The sequence below is a fragment of the Kribbella endophytica genome, from assembly GCF_054781295.1.
Genome location: NZ_BAAGUR010000001.1, coordinates 1,181,124 through 1,201,527 on the forward strand (window position 1 = coordinate 1,181,124; position 20,404 = coordinate 1,201,527).

General features: G+C 69.7%; 23 protein-coding genes. 8 read left to right on the top strand and 15 right to left on the bottom strand.

Features of this window, described 5'->3' with window-relative positions; translation table 11 throughout:
* Positions 1–15 precede the first annotated feature (15 nt).
* The 6 genes from ACYVIO_RS05690 to ACYVIO_RS05715 are packed head-to-tail and all read right to left on the bottom strand — an operon-like array spanning position 16 to position 5,784.
* Positions 16–1,536, bottom strand: a complete 1,521-nt coding sequence (locus ACYVIO_RS05690; protein WP_460649581.1) for an SCO6880 family protein — start codon at positions 1,534–1,536, stop codon at positions 16–18.
* A complete protein-coding gene (locus tag ACYVIO_RS05695; RefSeq protein ID WP_460649582.1) occupies positions 1,511–3,052 on the bottom strand; it encodes a hypothetical protein in 1,542 nt (513 codons plus the stop codon). Before ACYVIO_RS05695 ends, ACYVIO_RS05690 begins: the two co-directional genes overlap by 26 nt.
* A 1-nt stretch (position 3,053) precedes the next feature.
* The gene (locus ACYVIO_RS05700; protein ID WP_460649583.1) at positions 3,054–3,974 is read right to left on the bottom strand and encodes a hypothetical protein; all 921 of its coding nucleotides are present in this window, start codon (positions 3,972–3,974) and stop codon (positions 3,054–3,056) included.
* The gene (locus tag ACYVIO_RS05705) at positions 3,974–4,825 is read right to left on the bottom strand and encodes a hypothetical protein (RefSeq protein WP_460649584.1); all 852 of its coding nucleotides are present in this window, start codon (positions 4,823–4,825) and stop codon (positions 3,974–3,976) included. Before ACYVIO_RS05705 ends, ACYVIO_RS05700 begins: the two co-directional genes overlap by 1 nt.
* Positions 4,826–4,875: 50 nt before the next feature.
* A complete protein-coding gene (locus ACYVIO_RS05710) occupies positions 4,876–5,142 on the bottom strand; it encodes a TrbC/VirB2 family protein (RefSeq protein WP_460649585.1) in 267 nt (88 codons plus the stop codon).
* Between the two features lie 12 nt (positions 5,143–5,154).
* Positions 5,155–5,784, bottom strand: coding sequence for a DUF6668 family protein (locus ACYVIO_RS05715; RefSeq protein WP_460649586.1), 630 nt, complete (start codon positions 5,782–5,784; stop codon positions 5,155–5,157).
* A gap of 240 nt (positions 5,785–6,024) precedes the next feature.
* Here ACYVIO_RS05715 and ACYVIO_RS05720 point away from each other — a divergent pair, with 240 nt between their 5' ends.
* Both ACYVIO_RS05720 and ACYVIO_RS05725 read left to right on the top strand, forming a co-directional pair.
* The gene (locus tag ACYVIO_RS05720) at positions 6,025–7,425 is read left to right on the top strand and encodes a hypothetical protein (RefSeq protein WP_460649587.1); all 1,401 of its coding nucleotides are present in this window, start codon (positions 6,025–6,027) and stop codon (positions 7,423–7,425) included.
* On the top strand, positions 7,422–7,721 hold the full coding sequence (locus ACYVIO_RS05725; RefSeq protein ID WP_460649588.1) for a hypothetical protein: 300 nt from the start codon (positions 7,422–7,424) through the stop codon (positions 7,719–7,721). Before ACYVIO_RS05720 ends, ACYVIO_RS05725 begins: the two co-directional genes overlap by 4 nt.
* 55 nt (positions 7,722–7,776) lie before the next feature.
* Here the strand turns inward: ACYVIO_RS05725 and rplI are convergent, their stop codons facing one another.
* The 5 genes from rplI to ACYVIO_RS05750 all read right to left on the bottom strand — a co-directional run bounded on the left by rplI (position 7,777) and on the right by ACYVIO_RS05750 (position 10,856).
* Positions 7,777–8,223 (bottom strand): 50S ribosomal protein L9, encoded by a 447-nt coding sequence (rplI, locus tag ACYVIO_RS05730; RefSeq protein ID WP_460649589.1) that lies wholly within the window; start codon positions 8,221–8,223, stop codon positions 7,777–7,779.
* Between the two features lie 14 nt (positions 8,224–8,237).
* Complete coding sequence (gene rpsR, locus ACYVIO_RS05735; protein ID WP_425826973.1) at positions 8,238–8,471, bottom strand: 30S ribosomal protein S18; 234 nt, start codon at positions 8,469–8,471, stop codon at positions 8,238–8,240.
* Positions 8,472–8,546: 75 nt separating this feature from the next.
* Positions 8,547–9,131 (bottom strand): single-stranded DNA-binding protein, encoded by a 585-nt coding sequence (locus ACYVIO_RS05740; RefSeq protein WP_460649590.1) that lies wholly within the window; start codon positions 9,129–9,131, stop codon positions 8,547–8,549.
* A gap of 92 nt (positions 9,132–9,223) precedes the next feature.
* Positions 9,224–9,514, bottom strand: a complete 291-nt coding sequence (gene rpsF, locus ACYVIO_RS05745; RefSeq protein WP_460649591.1) for a 30S ribosomal protein S6 — start codon at positions 9,512–9,514, stop codon at positions 9,224–9,226.
* 178 nt (positions 9,515–9,692) lie between these two features.
* Complete coding sequence (locus tag ACYVIO_RS05750; RefSeq protein WP_460649592.1) at positions 9,693–10,856, bottom strand: MFS transporter; 1,164 nt, start codon at positions 10,854–10,856, stop codon at positions 9,693–9,695.
* A gap of 94 nt (positions 10,857–10,950) precedes the next feature.
* Here ACYVIO_RS05750 and ACYVIO_RS05755 point away from each other — a divergent pair, with 94 nt between their 5' ends.
* Together ACYVIO_RS05755 and ACYVIO_RS05760 are read left to right on the top strand one after the other, a co-directional pair.
* On the top strand, positions 10,951–11,448 hold the full coding sequence (locus tag ACYVIO_RS05755; RefSeq protein ID WP_460649593.1) for an Lrp/AsnC family transcriptional regulator: 498 nt from the start codon (positions 10,951–10,953) through the stop codon (positions 11,446–11,448).
* 35 nt (positions 11,449–11,483) lie between these two features.
* Positions 11,484–12,287, top strand: a complete 804-nt coding sequence (locus tag ACYVIO_RS05760) for a deoxyribonuclease IV (protein ID WP_460649594.1) — start codon at positions 11,484–11,486, stop codon at positions 12,285–12,287.
* A 54-nt stretch (positions 12,288–12,341) separates the two neighbouring features.
* On the opposite strand, the gene ACYVIO_RS05765 is transcribed toward ACYVIO_RS05760, so the two are convergent.
* The 3 genes from ACYVIO_RS05765 to ACYVIO_RS05775 are packed head-to-tail and all read right to left on the bottom strand — an operon-like array spanning position 12,342 to position 14,724.
* On the bottom strand, positions 12,342–12,740 hold the full coding sequence (locus ACYVIO_RS05765; protein WP_460649595.1) for a hypothetical protein: 399 nt from the start codon (positions 12,738–12,740) through the stop codon (positions 12,342–12,344).
* Positions 12,741–12,762: 22 nt separating this feature from the next.
* Positions 12,763–13,977 (bottom strand): MFS transporter, encoded by a 1,215-nt coding sequence (locus ACYVIO_RS05770; RefSeq protein WP_460649596.1) that lies wholly within the window; start codon positions 13,975–13,977, stop codon positions 12,763–12,765.
* Between the two features lie 33 nt (positions 13,978–14,010).
* Entirely contained in the window at positions 14,011–14,724 is a 714-nt protein-coding gene (locus ACYVIO_RS05775; protein WP_460649597.1) for an SDR family NAD(P)-dependent oxidoreductase, read from the bottom strand.
* A 72-nt stretch (positions 14,725–14,796) separates the two neighbouring features.
* Here ACYVIO_RS05775 and ACYVIO_RS05780 point away from each other — a divergent pair, with 72 nt between their 5' ends.
* The 4 genes from ACYVIO_RS05780 to ACYVIO_RS05795 all read left to right on the top strand — a co-directional run bounded on the left by ACYVIO_RS05780 (position 14,797) and on the right by ACYVIO_RS05795 (position 19,127).
* On the top strand, positions 14,797–16,119 hold the full coding sequence (locus ACYVIO_RS05780) for a glycoside hydrolase family 27 protein (protein WP_460649598.1): 1,323 nt from the start codon (positions 14,797–14,799) through the stop codon (positions 16,117–16,119).
* 85 nt (positions 16,120–16,204) lie between these two features.
* Entirely contained in the window at positions 16,205–17,335 is a 1,131-nt protein-coding gene (locus ACYVIO_RS05785) for a lipid II:glycine glycyltransferase FemX (protein ID WP_460649599.1), read from the top strand.
* Between the two features lie 4 nt (positions 17,336–17,339).
* Positions 17,340–18,341 (top strand): alanine racemase, encoded by a 1,002-nt coding sequence (locus ACYVIO_RS05790; protein WP_460649600.1) that lies wholly within the window; start codon positions 17,340–17,342, stop codon positions 18,339–18,341.
* A 54-nt stretch (positions 18,342–18,395) separates the two neighbouring features.
* Positions 18,396–19,127 (top strand): methyltransferase domain-containing protein, encoded by a 732-nt coding sequence (locus tag ACYVIO_RS05795; RefSeq protein WP_460649601.1) that lies wholly within the window; start codon positions 18,396–18,398, stop codon positions 19,125–19,127.
* On the opposite strand, the gene ACYVIO_RS05800 is transcribed toward ACYVIO_RS05795, so the two are convergent.
* The gene (locus tag ACYVIO_RS05800) at positions 19,117–20,325 is read right to left on the bottom strand and encodes an MFS transporter (protein ID WP_460649602.1); all 1,209 of its coding nucleotides are present in this window, start codon (positions 20,323–20,325) and stop codon (positions 19,117–19,119) included. The two genes, ACYVIO_RS05795 and ACYVIO_RS05800, sit on opposite strands and share 11 nt — an antisense overlap.
* Positions 20,326–20,404: the final 79 nt, after the last annotated feature.

The following is a 20,404-nucleotide window of genomic DNA, read 5'->3' on the forward strand; positions in this document are numbered from 1 at the left end:
AGCTCTCCTGTCGACTCACAGCGCTTCCCGGAGGCCGGCCGGAACCGACAGGTGACTCTGCATCACGACACCGAGCGGCAGCCCGGCGACGAAGGCCGAGTCCTGCGACCCGTACGCCGGGCGCAGCAGCACGCGTGCGGTGGCGCCGAGGTTGTCGATCGCCGCGATCATGTCCGGCAGCTGCTCGGCGGTCATCACCGTGCCGGTCACGACCATGCCGAAGTTGACCAGGCCGGCTCCGCGCGCCTCTTCCTGCGCGGTCCGGTCGGCGGCCCGGGCCTCGGCCATCGAACGCGCCGACGGACGAGCGGACGCGGTCGCGCGGAACGACGCGTTGCGCTTGTCGGCCTCGACCATCCGGGCCGCGGTCGCGGCGTCGAGCGGCCGGTACAGCAGGGTGACCCGCTTGCGGTCGATGTCCGGGTGCGCCCCGACGAGCTGGGCCAGCACCGAGGAGAACACCTCGCCGCGCGGGGCCTGCGTCATCTGCCACGTCATCGACCAGGCGCTGTCGTGCCGGTACTTGTCCCAGAACGCCTGCGCGCCGGCCGGGCCGACGTCGGTCCACTGCAGCTCCGGCGCGATGCCCTGGCCGCGGGCCTCGTCGATCAGCACCGCGGCGGCCGGGTCGTACGCGATCCGGATCGTCTCGCACAGCTCCTGGGCGTTGACCGGACGGGCAGCACCCGCGCCGGTCGAGTTCAGGCTCTGGGTCAGCGCCGGCAACCGGGACGCCAGCTCGCGACCCATGTCGTCCTCCTTGCGGCGCTTGCCGTTGCGGTCGGTGCCCTTGAAGGTCAGCGCGACCCGCGCCGACACCAGCGCCGAGCCCTCCGGGTAGGTCTGGATCACCTCGGCGAGCATCGCGCGGGCGATCGCCGGCGTACCGTCCTGCATGTTCTGGGAGACCTCACGGCGCAACCGGATCCCGGTGTCCGGGGCGGTCTCGACGGTGACCGAGGCGGCGACGATGCCCGGCTCGTGGCCCAGCGACGCCAGCCACTGGCCCCAGTGCGCCACCCAGACGTCGATCTGGTCCTCGTCGACCAGGGAGGCGCCGTCGGGTTCGGCGTTGATCACCACGGTGAAGTGCCGGGTGCTCGGGTAGAACAGCAGCGCGAACGGACGTCCGTAGGAGTCCTGGTACTCGCTGAGCTGGGAGGCCGCGGCGAGACCGGGGAGCTGGAACTTGCCCCACGCCGTACGGCCGAGAGGTCCGGATCGGTAGACGTTGTGCCTGGCCATCTTCGCTCGCTGCCATCCAATTCGGGTCGAGAGCCTCTGCAGGGCGGAGTGCCCGTGCTTGTCCTTGGTCATCAGCAGCAGCAACGCCGTACCGACGATCATCAGCGACACCAGCGCACCGGCCACGCCGCTCACCAGCGTGGCGATCATCGTGACCACCAGGCCGAACATCATGATGGCGGTGCCGAGCGTGCCCATCCCGGCGATGCCCGCCGAGGCGGGCGCCCGCCAGTTGCCGTAGGTCCTCGGCGCCGTTCGTACGCTGTCAGCCGCTGCCACTTGGTCCCTCATCCATCGCGCTGTCGTCGCCGATTGCCTCGCTGCCCACGTCCTTGGCGGTGTCGATGCCCTTCTTGACCGCCGCCGCCGTGGCTACCACCGCGATGCCGACCGGGCCCGCTGCCGCACCCGCACCGGCCGCAGCACCTCCCGCCGCCGCGCCACCACCGGCTGCGGCACCGCCCGCTGCTGCGCCACCGCCTGCGGCCGCGCTACCACCGGCTGCACCACCTGCCGCGCCACCAGCGCCTCCGCCGGCTCCAGCTCCGGCACCAGCGCCACCTCCGGCACCGCCGCCCGCACCACCACCTCCGCCGCCACCTCCGCCGCCACCTCCGCCACCACCACCACCGCTACCGCTCGCCTGCCCGGAGCTCTGGGATCCGCGCGGGCCGGAGCTCGGCGGGGACGAGTTGCTGCTGCTGGGGCGGCCGACGTTGCGGGAGCCGGACGGGCCGTCGCTCTCGCTCGACGCGCTCTTGGTGGCGCCGTCCGCGAGCTTGTCCGCGCCGACCATCTTGGCCGCCAGCCCACCGGCCCCGGCCGCACCCGCGGTCGCGGCCACCATCGGCGCGACGAACCGCATCAGGGCCGGCATCGCGAACAGCGCGAGCACCAGCATGGTGACGCCGGTGACCATGTTCATGATCGCCGTCCCGGGGTCCTGCTGGACGAAGGCCAGCGGACCGTTCCGCTCGCCCTCCTCGAAGGCCGCGCCGGTCAGCTTGATCGCGGTGGCGTAGATCAGCGCCGACACCGGTTTGTAGAGGATGAAGGCGGTCAGCCAGCCGAGGATCCGCTTGAACCAGCCGCGGCCCATCTCGGTATTGGTGGCGGCCGCCGCGATCGGCAGCACCCCCAGCAGCAGGATCAGCATCGCGTACCGGACCACCATCAGCACGACCTGGATCACCGACGCGAGCAGCGTCAGGATCGCGATCGCGATCATCAGCCCGATCCCGAGCGTGCCGCCCTGGGCGACCGACAGCCCGAACAGCACGATCATCGCGTCACCGAACGCCTGCGGGTTCGCGTCGCTGATCGAACAGGTCCAGCCCGTGGTCTGGCTGGTGTCCAGCGAGGTCGCGACGATGCACTTGGAGAAGGTGTCGCCGATGCTGATCAGCAGCTGGGCGATCCCGATCGCCAGCGTGGACGCGACCGCCAGCGTAAACAGGGACTTGAGGATCTCGCGGGCCGAGTCGCCGCGGCTCGACCAGGCCATCTGGGCGCCGCCGACGATGACGCCGATGATCGCCGCGAAGATCGCGAGCCAGGCGGTGTGCTCCCACAGCCACCCGACGGTCGAGCTGTCCGGCCGGCCCTGGGTGTCGCCCACGGACGGGGTGTCGATGAAGACCCAGAAGGTGCCGATGGTCCCCATCACGCTGCCGACGGCCTTGGCCAGCTCGCTGAGAATCGGATCGAAGATCAACGCTATCAACGCCTCGACTGCGGGGGTGAGGGCATCCAGCAGGAAGTCCCGGATGCAGGCGTCCCAACCGTCGTCGCACAGGAGTGCCAACATGTCAGCTCCCGGTCTTCGGTGAGACGAAACGCAGGATGGCCGGCAGGGCGACGACGGCGAGCATCATCATGGCGACGCCGGTGATCACGGCCAGCGTCTCGTCCGTCGCGCCTTCCGGCGTACCGATCAGCGTGATCGCGGCCGCGTAGATGATCGCCGCTATCGGTTTGTAGAGGATGAACCCGGCCAGCCAGGCGATCGCCCGCTTGAACCACATCATCCCGGCCTCGGTGTTGGTGGCGGCCGCGGTCAGCGGCAGGATGCCGACGAGCAGGATCAGCATCCCGTACCGGACCACCATCAGCGCCAGCTGGATCAGCGAGGTGATGATCATCAGGATGCCCATCACGATCACCAGCATCAGCCCGACGCCCTCGGTCTTCAGCGGGTTCACCAGGATCTCGCCGATCCGGGTGGCGAACGTCGACTGCGCCGGCGTCGGCTGACCGGGGATCGCCTCCGGCGGTGGTCCGCCCCGGATCGCCGCGTCGACGATCCACTCGGAGAAGCTGTCCGCGATCTGGATCAGCGCGCCGGCGAACGCGACCGCGCCGGCCGACACCACGACCATCGTGATCAGGCTCTTGATGATGTCGCGGACCGCCTCGCCACGCTGCGCGAGCGCCATCCGGACACCGCCGACGATCATCGCGATGGTGGCGGCGAAGATCAGGATCCACAGCGTGCGCTCCTGCACGAAGGCGATCGCGCTGTTGTTGCCGAGCGCCGGGGTGTCGATGTCGATCCAGAGCGTGCCGACCGCCTTCATCACGAACTCGACGGCCTCGATCACGACGAACTTGATCGCGTCGAAGATCAGCTTGAACAGGCTGCCGATCGCCCACTCGAGTGCGTCACCGAGGTACTGCGAGATGCAGTCGCCCCAGTCCCACGGCGCCCAGGAACAGCCCAGCGAGATCATCAGGCGCCCCCGAACCGGACGTAGCCCTCGAGCGACTGCAGCACGTCCGGCGCGACCTCGCCGTTGAAGCTGCCGTCGGGCTGCAGGACCAGCTTCCAGTCGTTGCCGATCCACAGCAGCGTGATCGGCAGGCCGGCCACCTTCTGGCTGTCCAGGCGGACCGCGATCGAGACGATCGCCCGGTTCGGCAGGTAGTCGACCACCTTGAAGCCGGTGAACTGCGATGTCTGGCCGGTGTTGCGCGGCGTCGGTGAGGTCCGGACCGCCTTCAGGGCCAGGGTGCGCCCGTCGCCCGGAGCGATCCGGTTCCGCAGTACGGCCTCGGTGAGCTGCGGGTTGCGGATCTGGCCCAGCGTCACCATCGCGGCCAGTACGGCGCCGGTCGGCGAGTGGGCGAAGCAGGACCGCAGCCCCTTGGCGTCCTCGACCGCCGGTCCGCCCTGCGCCTGCAGGGGGATCAGCATGTTCGTCTCGAACTGCCAACTGACCGCGCCCGGGGCCTCCCGGGGAATGCGCTGCGGCGGGTTCTTGGCCCGGCACCCGCCGGTGCCGTCGGGGTTCACCGGTGCGGACGGGGTCCGCGTCGGCGTCGTCGGGTCAGGGGTCGCCGGCGGTTCGGTGGGCTGGTCCGTCGGACCGTCGGTGGTCCCGCCCAGCGTGGGCGTGACCGACGGACTCTGCTGGCTGGACGGCGCGCCGGAACCGCGACCCGCCACCAGCCAGACCACGAGACACACGACGACCGCCCCGATGACGATCCCCGAGGCGACGAAGCCGCGGCTCTCCCAGAACGGGGCGTCGGTGCCCTCGTCCCCAGATCCGGAAGAGTCGCGTCCACTGAACCAGGCCATGGTGAATCAGCCCCTGGACGTACCGTGCAGGGCGGTGCGCGGTGCGGTCGTCATCCGACGATGGTGTTGACCAGCGCCGAGGCCGTACCGATCACGATGCAGCCCGCGAGGACCCAGCCGAGCCGGGCCGCGTGCTCGCCGCCCTCACCGCGGCGCTGACCGATCGCCATCATGGCGCCGGCGACGATGACACCGAGGACGCAGACCGCGATGGCGATCGTCGTGACCCAGCTGACCACCGTCTCGACCTTGCCGGTGACCTCGTCCGGCAGGTCCTCGACGAGTGGGACGAGCAGGTGGATTGTCTTAGCCAACATGAACAAAACCTCTCAGTACGGGGCGGGGTAGTCCGCTGGATTTGACGCGCGAAGAGCGTAAATGGATTCGAGAACTTCGAAAACCTCGTCGGGGGTGTTGTCAGGCGTGGGATCTTCCCCCCTTCGCCACTCCTCGATCCAGGGGATGTCCCACACTCTGGGAACACCGCCGCCGACGATGTCGGCGAAGTCGTCCAGCACCCGCGGCAGCCGGCCGGGGGCGTCCGCGATCAGCACCAGCCCCAGGACGGCGACGCCCTGGACCACGCCGGAGGCCCACTCGATCGCCGCGCGCTGCGCCGCGCGCAGGCCCGATCCGTTCGTCCGCGCGACCAGCACGACCGGGGTCGGCACGGGCGGCGGCGGGATCGGCCAGCGGTGAGCGGCCGCACGCGTCCCGGGCAGCAACTGGGCCATCGTCGACTCGCCCGCGCCACCGTGCACGCCGACCCACCACAAGGTGTCGGCGGCGGGGATGGCGAACTTGGGCAGCCTCTGGTCCTCGGCCGGCGCCGGCACACCGTGCTGCGGGGCCGACGGTCCGCGCGGGCCCGTCTCCGCTACGGGGCCAGGCACAGGCTGCTGCGGTCCGGGTGGCAGCGGCTGCTGCGTGGTCCACGGGTTCTGCTGCGGTTGCGTCATGGCCCCTCCTCTCGCGGCGTGTCACGGGCTGTCGCCCACAGTATTGTCTCGCTAACGGGGTACACGGGCGTGACCCATCCACAGGCGAGGATGTTTCTACCCCCTTGTCGGGGTCAGTCGAGCCTGACCGGCTCGGGGCTTGGCATGCCTGGGCGGCTGCATGTGTTACGGGCGCCCGCCATGCTAGAACGAGACCCCGTGAAGCCGACGATCGAGGGAGTTCAGTGGCCTGGATGAGTGGTGACCGTGGCTGACAAGGGCATCCCGTCCTGGCCGAAGGTCACGATTCGGCTGTACGACGACCACAACGCCGAGGTGAAGATCGCCGGGCGCAGCCACCCGGTGAACCATCACGACCCGCGGCAGGCCGCGATCGCGCTGATCGCCGAGCGGGCCGGTCAGCTGGGGCGGCCGGTGAAGGCCACCGCGGTCGACTCCGACGGCTCGTCGTGGCCGTTGGTGATCCATCCCGACGGCACGGTCGACGCGATCGAGGTGGCGCCGAAGCGCAAGCCGATCTGGCCGATCATCGCCGCCGCGGGGCTGGCCGTCGTACTGGTCGGCGGTACGACGACGTACCTGCTGGTCGGGCGTGAACCGGCCAAGCCGAAGCCCCCGCCGGCGAACAAGTTGCCGGAACTGCCGGCGCCGAAGATCGTGCCCGACCAGTTCATCGGCCGGCCGGCCCCGCCCGGCTGGACCACCAACGCCAGCTGGACGATCGACATCGCCGACGGCTCCGCGCCGGTGGTGTCGCCGGACGGCAGCGAGGTCGCCGTCCTGACCGAGGACCAGAAGCTGGTCGTCCTGGACAGCAACGGCAAGGTGCTCTGGCAGGACGAGCTGCCGAAGAACGCGAGCGATCCGGTCTACACCACCATCGACTCCAAGCCGGTGCTGGCGATCGCGACGCCGAAGGTGCTGCGCTACTACCCCGGTGACGGGGTCGAGCCGACCGAGATCGAGTTGCCGAACGGCGCCGACGTGCAGTTCTTCGGGAGCTCGCCGCTGGTCACCTTCGGCGACGAGGGCGCGAGCGTGATCGGCAACGGCGACCTGCACACGGTGGAGAACCAGCCGCGCTTCTCGACCGTGCTGCTGGCCGAGGGCGACAAGGCACTGATCGCCCGGTACGCCGGGCCGCTGTACTGGAGCCAGACCGGCAAGGATTTGCAGCAACTGACATTGAAGCCGCCGCCCGGCGGGACCGCGATCAACCACATCGCGATGGCCAGCGCCGGGCGCGCGCTGGTCGTGTGGAACACCAAGAAGGCCGACGAGGTGATCCCGACAGTCAGCTCCACGGCCGACGGTTCGGTCGCCGCGGCCTGCCCGGCGGTGAACCCGCGCCGCGTGCAGAGCTGGAAGTGGGTGCCGGACCAGACCGGCAAGGTCGCGGCGTACGGCGAGTGCGTGATCGACTTCATCGGCCGGAAGACCAGTCTTCTCGAAGATTTCGACCCGCTGTCGATCACCGGTACGACGATCTACGCGAACTACAGCGGCAACCTGTCGTCGATCGTCCCCGGCGGCGGCAAGCTGACCCCGCTGCCGAAGAACTCGGCCCGCCCGTGGGGCATCGCCGGCAACCGCGCGATCGTTGTCCACGGCACCGTCCTGTACGCCCTGGAGAAGAAGTGACCGCCTCGGCCCGAGCCGGCGGAGCGGTTCGGCGCGCCGGCGCAGCGGCGCGGGCTGGGCGGTGGGGGCTTGCTGCTGTGGTGGCGCTGGCGGTGTGCGTCGCGCCGGTGTCCGCGGGAGCGGCGGGGCTGGACGACGAGCCGAGCCCGACCAGCTGGCCCACGGTCGACAAGCCGTCGGGCTCCGTGAACCAGTCGGACCCCAGACCGGTCACTCGTCCCACGGTCTCCCAGCCGGTCACCGCGCAGGGCAACGACCCTCGCCCGACCACCTGGCCGGGACCGGACCAGCAGTAAAACAACAACGGCCCGGACTCCGTGGAGTCCGGGCCGTGCTGGTGTTTCTGGTGCGTCAGACCGCGACGACGTCGAGGCGGACCGTGGCGGCCACCTCGGGGTGCAGCTGGATCGAGACCTGGTGCTTGCCCGTGGTCTTGATCGGCGAACCGATCGTGATCGCGCGCTTCTCGACCAGCGGACCGCCGGCGGACTTGATCGCGCCGGCGACGTCCGCCGGGGTGACCGAGCCGAACAGGCGGCCGGTGTCGCCGGCCTTGACGTCGAGCTTCACGCCGAGCTGCTCGAGCTGGTTCTTGACCTCGCTCGCGTGCTCCTTGCCCTGGATCGCCCGGGCGTCACGCGCCCGCTTGATCGACGTGATCTGCTTCTCGGCCCCACGGGTCCAGCCAATGGCCAGTCCGCGCGGAACCAGGTAGTTGCGGCCGTAGCCGTCCTTCACCTCGACGATGTCGCCGGGGTTACCGAGGCCTTCGACCTCCTGCGCAAGGATGAGCTTCATGTCTCAGACCTCCCTCAGCGAGCCGTGCTCGTGTACGGCAGCAGGGCCACCTCACGAGCGTTCTTGATAGCGATGGCCACGTCGCGCTGGTGCTGCACGCAGTTCCCGGTCACCCGGCGGGCGCGGATCTTGCCGCGGTCCGAGATGAACTTGCGCAGCAGCGCGGTGTCCTTGTAGTCGACGTACGTCGTCTTGTCCTTGCAGAAGCCGCAAACCTTCTTCTTGGGCTTCCGAATAATTTTGGCCATTGTGGTGCTCTCCTCCTAGCAGAGCCCGGCACGGATGCCGGAATGGTCGCAGTGTCAGTGTGATCCTGTGACGGATCAGAACGGAGGCTCCTCCATGGAACCGCCGCCCTGGCTCGCCCAGGGGTCGTTCTGCGGAGCGGCGGCCTGCTGCTGTCCGCCGCCACCGCCTCCACCCTGCGGGGACGCCCAGGGGTCGTTCTGCGGGGCCTGGTTGCCGCCACCGCCGAACCCACCACCGGAGTTACCGCCACCGCCACCGCCGAAGTTGCCGCCGCCACCTTCGCCGCCACCCGAGCGCGAGGCCCGGGTCACCTTGGCGGTGGCGCTGCGCAGACTCGGGCCGACCTCGTCGACGTCGATCTCGAAGACCGTGCGCTTCTGGCCCTCACGGTCGTCGTACGAGCGCGACTTGAGCCGGCCCTGGATGATGACGCGCATCCCCTTCTGGAGCGACTCGGCCACGTTCTCCGCGGCCTGCCGCCAGACGGAGCAGCTCAGGAACAGCGACTCGCCGTCCTTCCACTCACCGGACTGCCGGTCGTACGTCCGCGGTGTCGACGCGACGCGAAAGTTCGCGACGGCGGCACCGGACGGGGTGAACCGCAGTTCAGGGTCGTCGACAAGATTGCCGACCAGTGTGACGACGGTTTCGCCTGCCATTACCGTTCCTCCTGCATTCGGGTGTGACTGTGTCTACAGCTATCAATAGCGGCCGAGGCCGACAGTACCGATGCTGCTGACGACCCCAGGGGTCAGCGCTGGTCCGGCCGGAGGACCTTGGTGCGCAGGATCGACTCGTTCAGCGTGAGCTGACGGTCGAGCTCCTTCACCACAGCCGGCTCGGCGGTCAGGTCGATGATGGCGTAGATGCCTTCGGCCTTCTTCTTGACGTCGTAAGCAAGCTTGCGACGGCCCCAGATGTCGACCTTCTCGACCGTTCCACCTTCCTTGCGGACGATGTTCAGGTACGTGTCGAGCGAGGGCTCAACGGTGCGCTCTTCGAGCTCAGGGTCGAGAATCACCAAAACTTCGTAACGACGCATGCGCGAACTCCACCTCCTTCGGACTTGGCGGCCACGGTCTCTCCGTGGCAGGAGGGCGATGCGAACAACCTGGGCCCGGCAATTGCCGCCGAACCCAAGCAAGCAGCCCGGTCGATGGACCGGGCCACACCAGAAGAATACCAGCGCGTGGACCGCTCCCCGACCATATCCACAGGCCTCAGCCGTGGACGCACTCCGGAGCCCGGGCCGCGGATGTCACCGTACGTCGCCGCGCGACCACGACGAGCAGAGGTAGCGCGATCAGGACCGAGGCTGTGGACAACAGGCGGAAGCCGCCCTCGGCGAAGAGGCCGGTGGACGCGGCCGTGGCGAGCGCGGCGACCGTCCAGACCCAGGCCTCGGCCCGGCTCTCCAGTCTCGTCGCGACGGCCGGCGAAGCGGCGGACCGGCGGAGCGCGGCACTGCCGCCCAGGTAGCAGAGGTTCCAGCCGTAGCCGAGCAGGAACAGCACGACGGTGAACGTCGGACCGTGCAGCGTCATGGCCGTCGCCGACACCGTCACGGTCGCCAGTCCGGCCAGCATCACCGGCCGCGGACCGGCCCGGTCGATCCACCAGCCGGTGACCGGCGACAACGCGAACATGCCGAGCGTGTGGAACGACAGCATCAAGCCGAGTGCGCCGAGGCTCTGTCCCTGGTGATGGGCATGGACCGGTACGGACGTCGTCATCGCCACCATGACCAGGTGGCCGACGAGCATCACGCCGACCGCGACCACCGGCGTACGAGGGACCGGTACGTCGGAAGCATCGTCGACCACCACGACCTGCTGCGGCCGGATCCGGCTGGCGGCCAGCAGAGCCGAGAACGCTGCGACCACGGCCAGCAGGAACGGACCGGACAACGCCGGGAGACCTGCTGAGGTCGCGACAGTCTGAGCTGGCTCGAGCAGGAAGGGCCCGCCGACTGCGCCCGCCGTACTGGCCCAGACGACCGTGCCCATGGCGGCTGCACGTCGTGCTGGTGCGGCGGCGTCGGCTGCGGCGTACCGGGACAGCAGGCTGGCCGCGTTCCCGGCGCCGAGCAGGAACATGCCGGCGAAGAGCAGGACCACCGGCGCTCCGACAGCAGCCAGCACGGTGAGGGCGGCGCCCGCGACAGCGATGCCGTAGCCGGTCCGCAGGGCCTGTGCTCGCCCGTACCGGGCACTCCATCGTCCGACTGCCACCGCGCCGGCAGCCGTACCGAGAACTCCCGCGGTGTTCGGGAGACCGGCCAGTCCGGCCGACAGGTCGTCGGCGATCAGGATCGTGCTCACCGCACTCGCGGCGACCATGGCAGCGTTCATCAGGGCAGCGGCGACAACGACGGGAATCAGCATGCCGTCAACGCTAGAAAGGCCGGCAGCCCCGAAGAATGGCCGAAACAAGGCGTTCGGGCTTGTCCACAGGCGATGTCGAAGGTGTTCTGGACGAATGACCTTTCAGGAGCGGGACCTGGACCCGACCGACTGGCAGATCCTGGCCGCGCTGCAGGCCGACGGCCGGTTGTCGTACAACCAGCTCGGCAAGCGGGTGAACCTGTCGCCTCCTGCCGTGGCAGACCGCGTACGACGGCTGGAGGAGTCCGGTGTGATCGCCGGCTACCGCGCCGAGGTGGATCCGGCGCGGGCCGGGCAGCCGTTGTCGGCGTTCGTCCAGATGCGGTGCACGACCGGGCGCTGCCTGCTGAAGACGACCCGCTCGGAGGACTTCCCCGAGGTGCTCGAGATCCACAAGCTGAGCGGCAACTCCTGCACGATGCTGCGGGTCCGGGTCGCGTCGATGCTGCACCTGGAAGGCCTGTTCGAGCGGCTCGGGGAGCACGGCGAGCTCAACACGCACGTGGTGCTGTCGACCGAGTTCGAGGGGCGCCCGGTCCAGCCGCCGGCCACCGACGCGCGGCCGGTGACACGGTCGGCGGGCTGGTCGTGACGGAGTTGTCGGTGGGCGGTTCTAGGGTGGGTGCCATGAATTTTCAGCTTGGGGCGCACGTCGATCAGGAAGACCCGCTGGCCGAGGCGGCTGACCGGGGAGCCGACCTGGTGCAGTTCTTCCTGGGCAACCCGCAGGACTACAAGGCGCCGAAGCTGGCGTACGCCGACGGCGAGGAGGCGCTGCGCGAGCGGGCCGAGGCCGCCGGCGTCGCGCTGTACGTGCACGCGCCGTACCGGCTGAACGTGGCGAACACGAACAACCGGATCCGGATCCCGAGCCGCAAGCTGCTGCAGCAGACGCTGGACAAGTCCGCCGAGATCGGCGTCAAGGGCGTCATCGTGCACGGCGGGCACGTCGGCGACGAGGACGACCCCGAGGCCGGCTTCGACAACTGGCGCAAGTGCATCGAGCGCGCCGAGCTGCCGGTCCCGCTGCTGATCGAGAACACCGCCGGCGGCGAGAACGCGATGGCCCGGCAGCTGGAGCGGATCGAGCGGCTGTGGGAGGCGGTGCAGGCCTCGGGCAACGACCGGCTCGAGAACGTCGGCTTCTGCCTCGACACCTGCCACTTCCACGCGGCCGGCGAGGAGCTGCCGACGATCGTCGAGAAGGTGCTCGCGATCACCGGCCGGATCGACCTGGTGCACGCCAACGGCTCGCGGGACGAGTTCGGGTCCGGCGCCGACCGGCACAGCAACTTCGAGCAGGGGCACATCGACCCGGCCGACATCGTCGCGGTGGTGAAGGCCGCCGGTGCGCCGGTGGTCGTCGAGACGCCGAACACCGACAACGGTCAGAAGGCGGACATGGACTACCTGCGGGCCCACCTCAACTGACCCGCGAGAGCCTCGCCGCGACTACAGCTTCGGCGAGGCCGCAGAGCTTCGGCGCTAGGACTTGGCCTCGGGCTCGGCGGGCTTCATGTTGTAGAGCCAGTACGTGATGCCGAACGGCAGCAGCAGGGCGAGCGCGCCGGTGTCACGGTCGGGGATCAGGATGTCGGCCCCGACCGCGGCGACCACGGCGAGGGTCGAGGCGTGGAAGAGCGTGAAGTTGCCGACCAGGACCTGACGCAGCTCGAGCAGCCCGCGCGCGCAACCGGCGTACAGGGCGGTCAGGCCCAGGATCAGCACGGCGGACAGAACGACGCCGGTCCAGGCGGTCGCGCCGTACCGGCTGCTCGACTGGACGACGTCGGCGACCAGGAAGAGCCCGATCAGCAGGCATGCGATCGCGCACACCCAGTAGAACGTGCTGGTGCGGTCGGTCGTCGCTTCGGCATCCGCCATGCGCCGGACCGTACCGCAACGCTCAGGCCGTCTCCGGCACTGGCTCGGCACGGGCCGCACTCCGCCACGGCAGTACGACGGCGCTGGCCAGGCAGCAGATCCCCGCGACCAGCAGCGTCGGCCGCAGCCCGATCACCCCGGCCAGCACCCCACCGATCGCCATGAACGCAGGCTGCACCGCCCGCGAGGTGATCGACCACGAGGTGAAGACCCGCGCCATGTGGCTGTCCTCGGTCACCTCCATCCGGTACGTCGCGAACGACGGGTTGAACGCGCCGGCCGCGACGAGCAGACCGGTCTCCGCCACGATCAGCAGGACCAGCCCGTCGGTCCCAGGCGTCGCCAGCGGGAACAGCAACAGCCAGGGCGCCCGCAGTACGCCGAACACCAGCAGCATCCGATGCAGCCCGTGCCGCCGGGTCAACCGCGGCGCCAGCCAGGCGCCGAGCACGCCGCCGGCACAGGGCAGGCCGAGCACCAGCCCGTACTGCCAGGCCGGCATCCCGAGGTCGCGCAGCATGAACACGGCGAGCAGCGGGGACGTCATCATCACCGGACCACCGAAGAACTGCGAGTTGAGGAACAGCACCCGCAGACCGCGCTGCCGCCAGATGTAGCGCCAACCCGCGGTGAGGTCGCGCCTGTCGGACCGCTTCGCCGGGACCGGCTCCGGGTGGCGGATCCGGCTGATGCCGAACGCCGACAGCAGGAACGAGAGCGCGTCGATCGCGAGGGTGAACGTCGCGCCGATGAGCCCGATCAGCGCACCGCCGATCGGCGGGCCGATGCTGAGGGTGATCCAGGTCGACTGCTCGAACCGGCCGTTCGCCTCGGTCCGCTGGTCAGGCGGAACGAGCGCCTTCAGGTGCGCGCCGCTGGCCGCGGTGAACGCGATCAGCGCGGCGGCGTGCAGGATGCCGACGACGCAGAGTTGCGCGTACGTCATCACGTCGAGCGCGGCGGCGATCGGGATGCTGATCAGTACGGCGAACCGCACGAGGTCCGCGGCAATCATCACCGGCCGCTTGTGCCGCTGCTCGATGAAGTCGCCCATCGGCAGCGCGAGCGCCGCACCGGCGATCGCCGACAGCGCGGCCAGCAACGCGACCTGGAAGGTGCTGACGTCGAGCACGAGCACCGCGATCAGCGGGAGCGCTCCGAAACCGACCGCGCTGCCCGCGGCGCTGACCGTGTAGGCGATCCAGAGACGACGGAAGTCCACACCCAGCGACGGCATCCGGCGATCGTAGAAGCCGCCGCCGACAGAACGTCAGCGGAGGTTGAGGCCGCCGTCGAGCAGGATGACTTCGCCGGTCAGGTACTTGTTCGCGACGACGGCCGCGATCAGGTCGGCGACGTCCTCGGGCTGCGCGGCGCGACCCATCGGGCTCCGGGTTTTCCACAGCTCCTGCGCCTCGGTCCACGTCGCCGTCAGCGGAGTGTCGACCAACCCGGGCGCGACGGCGTTCACCCGAACGTCCGGCCCGAGCGCGGCCGCGAGCAGCTTGGTCACGTGGTTGAGCGCGGCCTTGCTCGCGGCGTACGCGATCGAACTGCCCTTCGGCCGTACGCCTGCATGGCTGGTCACGTTGACCACGCAGCCCCCGGCCGCCCGCAACGCCGGCAGTGCCGCCGTACAGAGCAACCACGGCGCGATCAGGTTCACGTCGAGCACCCGGCGCCAGTCCGCCGCGCTCAACCCGTCGAGCTCGGCGTGCGGCACCGGCCAACTGATCCCGGCGTTGTTCACCAGTACGTCGAGCCGCCCGTACGCCGCCAGGACCGCGGGCACCAGCCCCGCGGCCTGCTCGTCGTCCGCCAGATCGGCCTGCAGGTAGCTCCCGCCGAGCTCCCCCGCCAACGCCTCCCCCGCGTCCCGACTGGTCCGCGAGTGCACGACCACGGTCGTCCCGTCCGCCGCCAACCGCCGCGCGACCGCGGCCCCGATCCCCGACGCCGACCCCGTCACCAAAGCCACACCCATGGCGCTCAGCCTAGGGAAACCGACTGGCGGGTATTTGTTGCCACGGTTAAGTAATGACAATAGGTTCGCTGTATGACCCTCCGAAAAGTAGTCAGTTTCGCAGCAATCGCCCCGCTGCTGGCCTTCGCCGTCGCGGCGCCGGCTGAGGCGAAGGCACCGCATCCGCAACCGTTCATGGGCTGGAGCAGCTGGAGCATCGGTTCGACCAAGGCGGCCGGGTACGGCGGCGACTGGATGGACGAGGCGCGGATCAGGAAGACCGCGGACACGATGGCGGCCAAGCTCAAGCCGGCCGGTTACCGCTACATCAACCTGGACGCCGAGTGGAGCAAGACCCGCGGCGACTGGCAGGCCAACAGCGACGCGAACGGCATCCCGAGCGCCGACCCGGTCCGCTTCCCGAACGGCATCAAGCCGGTCGCCGACTACGTGCACAGCAAGGGCCTGAAGCTCGGCGTCTACGGCGCGATCGGCCTGGAGAAGAAGATCTACGACAACAACGTGCCGATCGCGGGCACGAACTGCACGGTCCAGCAGATCACCGTCCTGCCGCTGACCACGGCGAACAAGTGGGACGACAACTGGATGATCGACTACACCAAGCCGTGCGCGCAGGCGTACATCGACTCGGTGATCCGTAAGTTCGCCTCCTGGGGCATCGACTTCCTCAAGATCGACGGGATCCTGCCGTCCAGCGTGGCCGAGATGGCGGCGTACTCGAAGGCGATCGACAAGGTCGGCCGGAAGATCTGGCTGAGCGGCAGCGCCTGGCCGGTCGACATCGCGGCGGCCGACGGACTGCGGCCGTCGGTGAACGGCGTCCGGATCGACACCGACGTCGAGTGCTACTGCGACACCACGGCGACCTGGGAGAGCTCGGTCGACAACCGCTGGGAGGACCTGCCGAACTGGCTGCCGCACCTGCGGTCGAACTACCTCGGTGACCTCGACTCGATGCCGATCGTCAACAACACCGGCACCGGGCTGCAGGACGGCATCAGCGACACCGAGCGGCGGTCCGTCATGACCTTCTGGTCGATGGCCTCGTCTCCCCTGTACGTCGGCGGCGACCTGCAGAACATCGACGACCAGGCCGTGAGCATCCTCACCAACCCCGAGGTGATCGCGCTCGACCAGTCCGCCGTACTGCCGACCCGCGTCACCGCCGGCGAACTGCAGGTCTGGAAGAAGGTCGTGCACGGCAGGACGTACGCCGCGGTCTACAACCTGGGGTCCACGCCGGCCGACATCAAGGTCGACTTCAAGGCCCTCGGCGCCGGTCACCTGCGCAGCGTCCGTGACCTGGTGGCGCGGAAGAACCTGGGCTGGTCCTGGGGCAGCTGGACCGCTCAGGACGTGCCCGCGCACGGCTCCCGGCTGATCCGGATCGGCTGAGACACCCCGGGTGGGAGCGCGATCAGTGAGTGGATCTGTCCGCTCGGCTACGGTCTTGCGCTCCCGCCCGGTAACCTGACCGACCGTGAGTGACTTGAGCATCCGGACCATCTCGGCCGACGAGCACGCCGCTTATCTGGCGGCCCAGCCGTCGGCGAGCTTCCTGCAGACCCCGGGCTGGGCGGCGGTGAAGAGCGAGTGGAAGGCCGAGTCGCTCGGCTGGTACGACCCGGCGAACCCGGGCGAGCTGGTCGGCGTCGCGCTGGTGCTCTACCGGCAGATGCCGAAGGTGAAGCGCTACCTGGCCTACCTGCCCGAGGGCCCGGTGATCGACTGGGACGCGATCGACCTCGGCCGCTTCCTGCGCCCGCTCGCGGCGCACACGGCCGAGCAGGGCGCGTTCGGTCTGCGGATGGGTCCGCCGGTCGCGACCCGGCGCTGGACCGCGAAGACGATCAAGGACGCGATCGCCGGCGGTCAGCAGCCGAAGCTGGGTGACGTCCGCGCGGACGTGATCGAGCCGTCCGGCGCGACCGTTGCGGCACAGCTGCGCGCGCTCGGGTGGAAGGCGCCGAAGGTCGGCGAGGGCTTCGCCGCCGGTCAGCCGCAGTACGTGTTCCAGGTCCCGCTGGCCGGCCGTAGCCAGGACGACCTGCTCAAGGGCATGAACCAGCTCTGGCGCCGCAACATCAAGAAGGCCGACAAGCTCGGCGTCGAGGTCACCCTCGGGACGGCCGAGGACCTGAAGGCCTTCCACCAGCTGTACGTCGAGACGGCCGAGCGGGACCATTTCACGCCGCGGCCGCTGCCGTACTTCGTCAAGATGCAGGCGGCGATGGCCAACCAGCCGTCCGACGTCTGCGACTTCCGGCTCTACAACGCCTACCACGAGGGGGACCTGGTCGCCTCGACGATCTGGGTCCGGGTCGGCGGTCATTCCTGGTACTCCTACGGAGCCAGCTCGACCGCCAAGCGGGACGTCCGTGGATCGAACGCGATCCAGTGGCGGATGATGTCGGACGCGCTCTCCGCGGGCGCGACCTTGTACGACCTACGGGGCATCACCGACACCTTGGACCCGAACGACTCGCACGTCGGGTTGATCCAGTTCAAGGTCGGCACCGGCGGCGAGGCCGTCGAGTACGTCGGTGAGTGGGATCTGCCGTTGAACAAGGCGCTCTACACCGCATTCGACCTCTACATGAGACGGCGTTGACACCATGCCCCTGACCCTGCACATCGACTCCGATCGATGGCGCGACCATCTCCGTTCCACGTGGAACGGAGACATCATCCCGGTGGCCAAGGGCAACGGGTACGGCGTGGGGAACCCGCGGCTGCTGGCCGAGGCGCGTGCGCTCGGCGCGAAGACGGTCGCGGTCGGCACGTACAACGAGGTCCCGCCGGACTACAAGGACGACGTCGTGGTGCTCTCGCCGTGGCGCTCGTTCCTGGAGGTCCCGCAGGGCAAGAACGTGATCCACACGGTCAGCCGGCTGGCCGATCTGGTCTCGATCCCGGCCGGTAGCCGGGTCCTGATCGAGGTGCAGACGTCGATGCGCCGGCACGGCATCGGCGCCCGCGAGCTGCGCCACACAATGCTGCTGAACGCGCTCGACCGGATCAAGTTCGAGGGCTGGTCGCTGCACTTCCCGATGGGCGCCGGCGGGACGTCGGCCAACATCCGTGAGGCCGCCGAGCTGGGCAAGCAGGCGCGCGCCGTACGGCAGGGTCCGCTGTGGGTGTCGCACGTGCCGGCGCAGAAGCTGGCCGACATCGGCGAGAACGTGAAGCTCCGGATGGGCACCGGCCTGTGGCTGGGCGACCGTGGCGCGTTCACGGTCCGCGCGACCGTGCTCGACGTGCACTCGGTACGACGCGGCGAACGCGTCGGCTACCGCCAGCGCCGGGTGACCGGCGACGGCCACATCCTGGTCGTGTCCGGCGGTACGGCGCACGGCGTCGGCCTGGAGGCCCCGACCGCGGCCGCCAGCGTCCGGCAGCGCGCGATCGCGGTGGCCAAGGGCAGCCTGGACGCGGCCGGGATGGCGCTGTCGCCGTTCACGATCGAGGGCAAGCAGCGCTGGTTCGCCGAGCCGCCGCACATGCAGGCGAGCATGCTGTTCCTGCCGTCCTCGGTGGCCCCGCCGGCCGTCGGCGACGAGGTCGGCGTCGACGTCCGCTACACCACCACGATCTTCGACAAGGTCTCGATGGACTGATCCGGTCACCACGGGTGTTGACTTCAGGTGCACCTGAAGTTGCACCGTGGTCGTATGGCTGAACTGACCTTCCTGGACCGGATCGAGCAGACGCCCGGTGCGGCCGAACTACGTGCCGAGTCCTACCGCTTGCTGGACCTCGCCCCGGGCCAGACGCTGGTCGACGTCGCCAGCGGCTGCGGCCATGCGGCGGCCGAACTGGTCGACGCCGGTGTCAAGGTGATCGGGGTCGACAGCGACCCCGCCGCGATCGCGGTCGCCGCGACCCGGATCCCGAGCGCGATGTTTCACGTGGCACGGTCCGACGAGCTGCCGCTGGCCGACGGATCCGTCGACGGCTACCGCGCGGCCCGGCTGTTCCACCTGCTCGACGACCCGCAGCCAACACTGGCCGAGGCGTACCGAGTACTGCGGCCCGGCGGCCGCGCCGTGCTCGCCGGCCAGGACTACGGCTTCCTGCTGGTCGACAGCAGCGACCAGGACCTGACCGACGTGATCCTGCTCGGGCTCGAGTCCCGCTCGGTCGCGCCACGGGCCGCCCGGAGTTTCCGCGATTGGCTGCTCGACACCGGGTTCCACGACCCGGAGGTGGTGGTCCACAACCAGGTCGTGACCGGCCACGACGTGATGGTCAAGCAACTGGAGATGGCCGCCGACGCGGCGGTCGACCGGGCACTGATCACCCGCGACGACGCCGACGGTTGGCTGGCCGAGCAGAACGACCGCGCCCGCCGCGACCGCTTCCTCGCCGTACTCCCAACACTCCTGGTGGTCGCTACCCGCTGACCGAACGCCGGGAGACGGCGACCGGGATCAGCGCGCCGAGCGAGAGCAGGACCGCGAAGACGATCATCGTCGGCCGCAGCGCGAGGTGCTGGATGACCAGGCTGAACGCGATCGACGGGATACCCATGCCGAAGTAGGCGATCACGAAGAACGCCGCCAGGACACCTGCGCGCGAGGCCGGTTCGGCGGCGATCGCTGTCTGGGTCACCGCGCTCTTGAAGAGCAGACCGGCGCCGGCTCCGGCCAGCGCGGCCGCGACCAGGATCAGCCAGAGCGCCGGGTGGTAGAGCGCGACGGCGGTCAGCGCCAGCCCGAGCGGGAACAGCAGCGTGCCGGTGGTGAGGATCGTCCGGTGCTGCAGCTTTCGGAGCGCCAGCTGAGCCACCGCCGACGCTGCCATCGCGGTGAACGGCGCCAGACCGGCCACGAAGTACGACGTGATGCCGAGCTGCCCGCGCACGATGATCGCGCCGAGCGAGGAGAACAGGCCGATCACCGCGAACGCGAAGAATCCGACCGCGCCGGCCGCGACGAAGTCGGTCCGCCGCCCCGGCCGGACCGCGAACCGCACCGGCCGGTCCTGCTCGGCGAGTTCGGTGTCGACGGTCTCCGGGCTGGTCAGCACCAGGCCGAGCAGCACGATCATCAGGACCCCGAACACGACGTACGCCGTGTGGACAGGCGCTGGCGCCCACTGCGCCAGCGCGCCCGCGACGATCGGGCCGAGTGACAGCCCGCCGAGGTTCGCCACCGCGGCGACCAGACCGGGAGTCGACGAGGTCGCATCGTCGGGCCGCGCCTCGCGGTAGAGGTCGGTCAGGTAGGCGGTCGCGGTGGACGCCATCAGCCCGACGGCGACGCCGGTCAGGATCCGGCCGATGATCAGGCCCGGCAGATCCGGCCAAGCAGCCAGTACGACGGCCGAGAGGATCCCGACGAGCAGCGCGGGCACGATGATCCGGCGGCGGCCCAGCCGGTCGGACAGGTGGCCGAGCAGGCGGAAGCTGCTCGCGGCGCCGATCACCATCGCGGCGAACGCGATCGTCACGGTGGTCGGGCCGAAGTGGTCGCGGACCTGGTAGATCGGCCAGAGCGGGGTGGGCGCCGTACCGAACGCCATCAGCGTCAGGAAGGCGAGGGCGACGAACCAGAAGCCGGTCGTGTGCCGGGACCTGGTGGCCACTGCGGTGGTGCTCATCAGCGGGACCTCTCGGTGGAAGTGGTTGTCCACAGAGGTGCAACGGACCGGCTGTGCTTGGCGATCTCAGCTTTACTGG

Coding starts and splice junctions, on each gene's coding strand:
- ACYVIO_RS05690 (WP_460649581.1), bottom strand. CDS start 1,536: ATGAGGGACCAAGTGGCAGCGGCTGACAGCGTACGAACGGCGCCGAGG.
- ACYVIO_RS05695 (WP_460649582.1), bottom strand. CDS start 3,052: ATGTTGGCACTCCTGTGCGACGACGGTTGGGACGCCTGCATCCGGGAC.
- ACYVIO_RS05700 (WP_460649583.1), bottom strand. CDS start 3,974: ATGATCTCGCTGGGCTGTTCCTGGGCGCCGTGGGACTGGGGCGACTGC.
- ACYVIO_RS05705 (WP_460649584.1), bottom strand. CDS start 4,825: ATGGCCTGGTTCAGTGGACGCGACTCTTCCGGATCTGGGGACGAGGGC.
- ACYVIO_RS05710 (WP_460649585.1), bottom strand. CDS start 5,142: ATGTTGGCTAAGACAATCCACCTGCTCGTCCCACTCGTCGAGGACCTG.
- ACYVIO_RS05715 (WP_460649586.1), bottom strand. CDS start 5,784: ATGACGCAACCGCAGCAGAACCCGTGGACCACGCAGCAGCCGCTGCCA.
- rplI (WP_460649589.1), bottom strand. CDS start 8,223: ATGAAGCTCATCCTTGCGCAGGAGGTCGAAGGCCTCGGTAACCCCGGC.
- rpsR (WP_425826973.1), bottom strand. CDS start 8,471: ATGGCCAAAATTATTCGGAAGCCCAAGAAGAAGGTTTGCGGCTTCTGC.
- ACYVIO_RS05740 (WP_460649590.1), bottom strand. CDS start 9,131: ATGGCAGGCGAAACCGTCGTCACACTGGTCGGCAATCTTGTCGACGAC.
- rpsF (WP_460649591.1), bottom strand. CDS start 9,514: ATGCGTCGTTACGAAGTTTTGGTGATTCTCGACCCTGAGCTCGAAGAG.
- ACYVIO_RS05750 (WP_460649592.1), bottom strand. CDS start 10,856: ATGCTGATTCCCGTCGTTGTCGCCGCTGCCCTGATGAACGCTGCCATG.
- ACYVIO_RS05755 (WP_460649593.1), top strand. CDS start 10,951: ATGACCTTTCAGGAGCGGGACCTGGACCCGACCGACTGGCAGATCCTG.
- ACYVIO_RS05760 (WP_460649594.1), top strand. CDS start 11,484: ATGAATTTTCAGCTTGGGGCGCACGTCGATCAGGAAGACCCGCTGGCC.
- ACYVIO_RS05765 (WP_460649595.1), bottom strand. CDS start 12,740: ATGGCGGATGCCGAAGCGACGACCGACCGCACCAGCACGTTCTACTGG.
- ACYVIO_RS05770 (WP_460649596.1), bottom strand. CDS start 13,977: ATGCCGTCGCTGGGTGTGGACTTCCGTCGTCTCTGGATCGCCTACACG.
- ACYVIO_RS05775 (WP_460649597.1), bottom strand. CDS start 14,724: ATGGGTGTGGCTTTGGTGACGGGGTCGGCGTCGGGGATCGGGGCCGCG.
- ACYVIO_RS05780 (WP_460649598.1), top strand. CDS start 14,797: ATGACCCTCCGAAAAGTAGTCAGTTTCGCAGCAATCGCCCCGCTGCTG.
- ACYVIO_RS05790 (WP_460649600.1), top strand. CDS start 17,340: ATGCCCCTGACCCTGCACATCGACTCCGATCGATGGCGCGACCATCTC.
- ACYVIO_RS05795 (WP_460649601.1), top strand. CDS start 18,396: ATGGCTGAACTGACCTTCCTGGACCGGATCGAGCAGACGCCCGGTGCG.
- ACYVIO_RS05800 (WP_460649602.1), bottom strand. CDS start 20,325: ATGAGCACCACCGCAGTGGCCACCAGGTCCCGGCACACGACCGGCTTC.